Below are 1,095 nucleotides of genomic sequence, written 5' to 3' on the forward strand. Positions count from 1 at the left end.
ACTCGGGAAACGGCTTCTTCTCCCGCCGCTCGCGCCGTGGCGGCCCGGGCAGGTGCAGGCCCGCCTCGGCCAGCACCCGCAGCACCGTCGACTCGCTCGCATGCACCCAGTACAGCCGGGAACCGCGGTGGGCGAGCTTGCGGTGCGAACGGTCGGTCTCGCCCCATTCCTCGGCGAGTTTGACGATCGCCTCCTTCTCCCAGGCCAGCAGCGCGTGCAGGGCCTCAGCAGGTCCGGGCCGGGCATCGGCGAGTTGCCCGGCGGCGGCCCGTTGCTGCCAGCGCAGCACCCTCATGTGGTCCAGGCCCAGGACCTCGCCGGCCCGGCGCACCGACCAGCCCCGCTCCGCGGCATGCCCGATCAACTGCAGCAGACCGGCCTTCACCTCGGGAGGGCCCCGCGGCGGGACGGGGCCCGCGCTCAGGCCCATATCGCTTTTCCCTGGTCCAGGTGCAGGGCGACGGCCTGCTCGGCAATCGCGCTCCGCAGCCGCTCGATCTCCGCCCGTGCCTCGGCGAGTTGGGCCTGCTCCAAGCTCTGCCCGGCCCTGCCGGGCGCCGACGCGGCCAGCGCGTCCAGAGCGCCCTGCTTCGCCGTCCGCGCGATCGCGACCACCGTGGCCCGGTTCACACCCCAGTGCTCGGCGGCCTCCCGCTGCGTGTGCTGCCCCGACAGCACCGCGACGAACATCTCGTACTTCTCACTCGGCGCGAGCCGCTTCCGGGGCTTCCGCGGGGTGGTGCTTCCTGCCATGACCGGCAACCTTCCAGATCAAGGGCCTCGGGCCCGGGATCTGGTTGGGTGTTTCCTCCCGATCTTGGCTCATTAACTCAGACGGATACGGCGCGCTGATCGCGGTGATCGGCCCCGTCGAACCCGCCCTGCTGGCCGCCTGGACCCGTCACTACCGCCAGCTCGGCATCGAGCGGTTCCACGTCGCCTTCCACTTCCCCGAGCACGTCCCCGACGCCTGGCGGCACCAGCTCGTGGCCGCGGGCCACGAACTCGGCGTCATCCCCGCCACTGTCAGCACCGGCCCGTGGCACGAGCACACCAACACCGAACTCCGCGACGCCTTGCGCGAGCAGGCCGGCC

The 1,095-nt window shown here is 72.1% G+C and carries 2 protein-coding genes and 1 pseudogene; 1 reads left to right on the forward strand and 2 read right to left on the reverse strand.

Annotation, left to right across the window (positions count from 1 at the left end):
• Together D7231_RS35525 and D7231_RS35530 are read right to left on the reverse strand one after the other, a co-directional pair.
• On the reverse strand, positions 1-430 hold a 430-nt coding region (locus tag D7231_RS35525), incomplete at its 3' end, for a hypothetical protein (RefSeq protein WP_199739548.1).
• Positions 421-753 carry a helix-turn-helix domain-containing protein gene (locus tag D7231_RS35530; RefSeq protein WP_120760521.1) on the reverse strand — a complete coding sequence of 111 codons (333 nt, stop codon included), beginning with the start codon at positions 751-753 and terminating at the stop codon, positions 421-423. The genes D7231_RS35530 and D7231_RS35525, both read right to left, overlap by 10 nt.
• A gap of 104 nt (positions 754-857) precedes the next feature.
• Here D7231_RS35530 and D7231_RS35535 point away from each other — a divergent pair.
• Positions 858-1,095, forward strand: a pseudogene (locus D7231_RS35535) (glycosyltransferase family 2 protein); the annotation flags it as partial.

The sequence above is a fragment of the Streptomyces klenkii genome (assembly GCF_003626645.1).
GTDB lineage: Bacteria > Actinomycetota > Actinomycetes > Streptomycetales > Streptomycetaceae > Streptomyces > Streptomyces klenkii.

Excerpts from the sequence above, each read along its gene's own strand:
- D7231_RS35530 (WP_120760521.1), bottom strand. The coding sequence starts at position 753 with ATGGCAGGAAGCACCACCCCGCGGAAGCCCCGGAAGCGGCTCGCGCCG.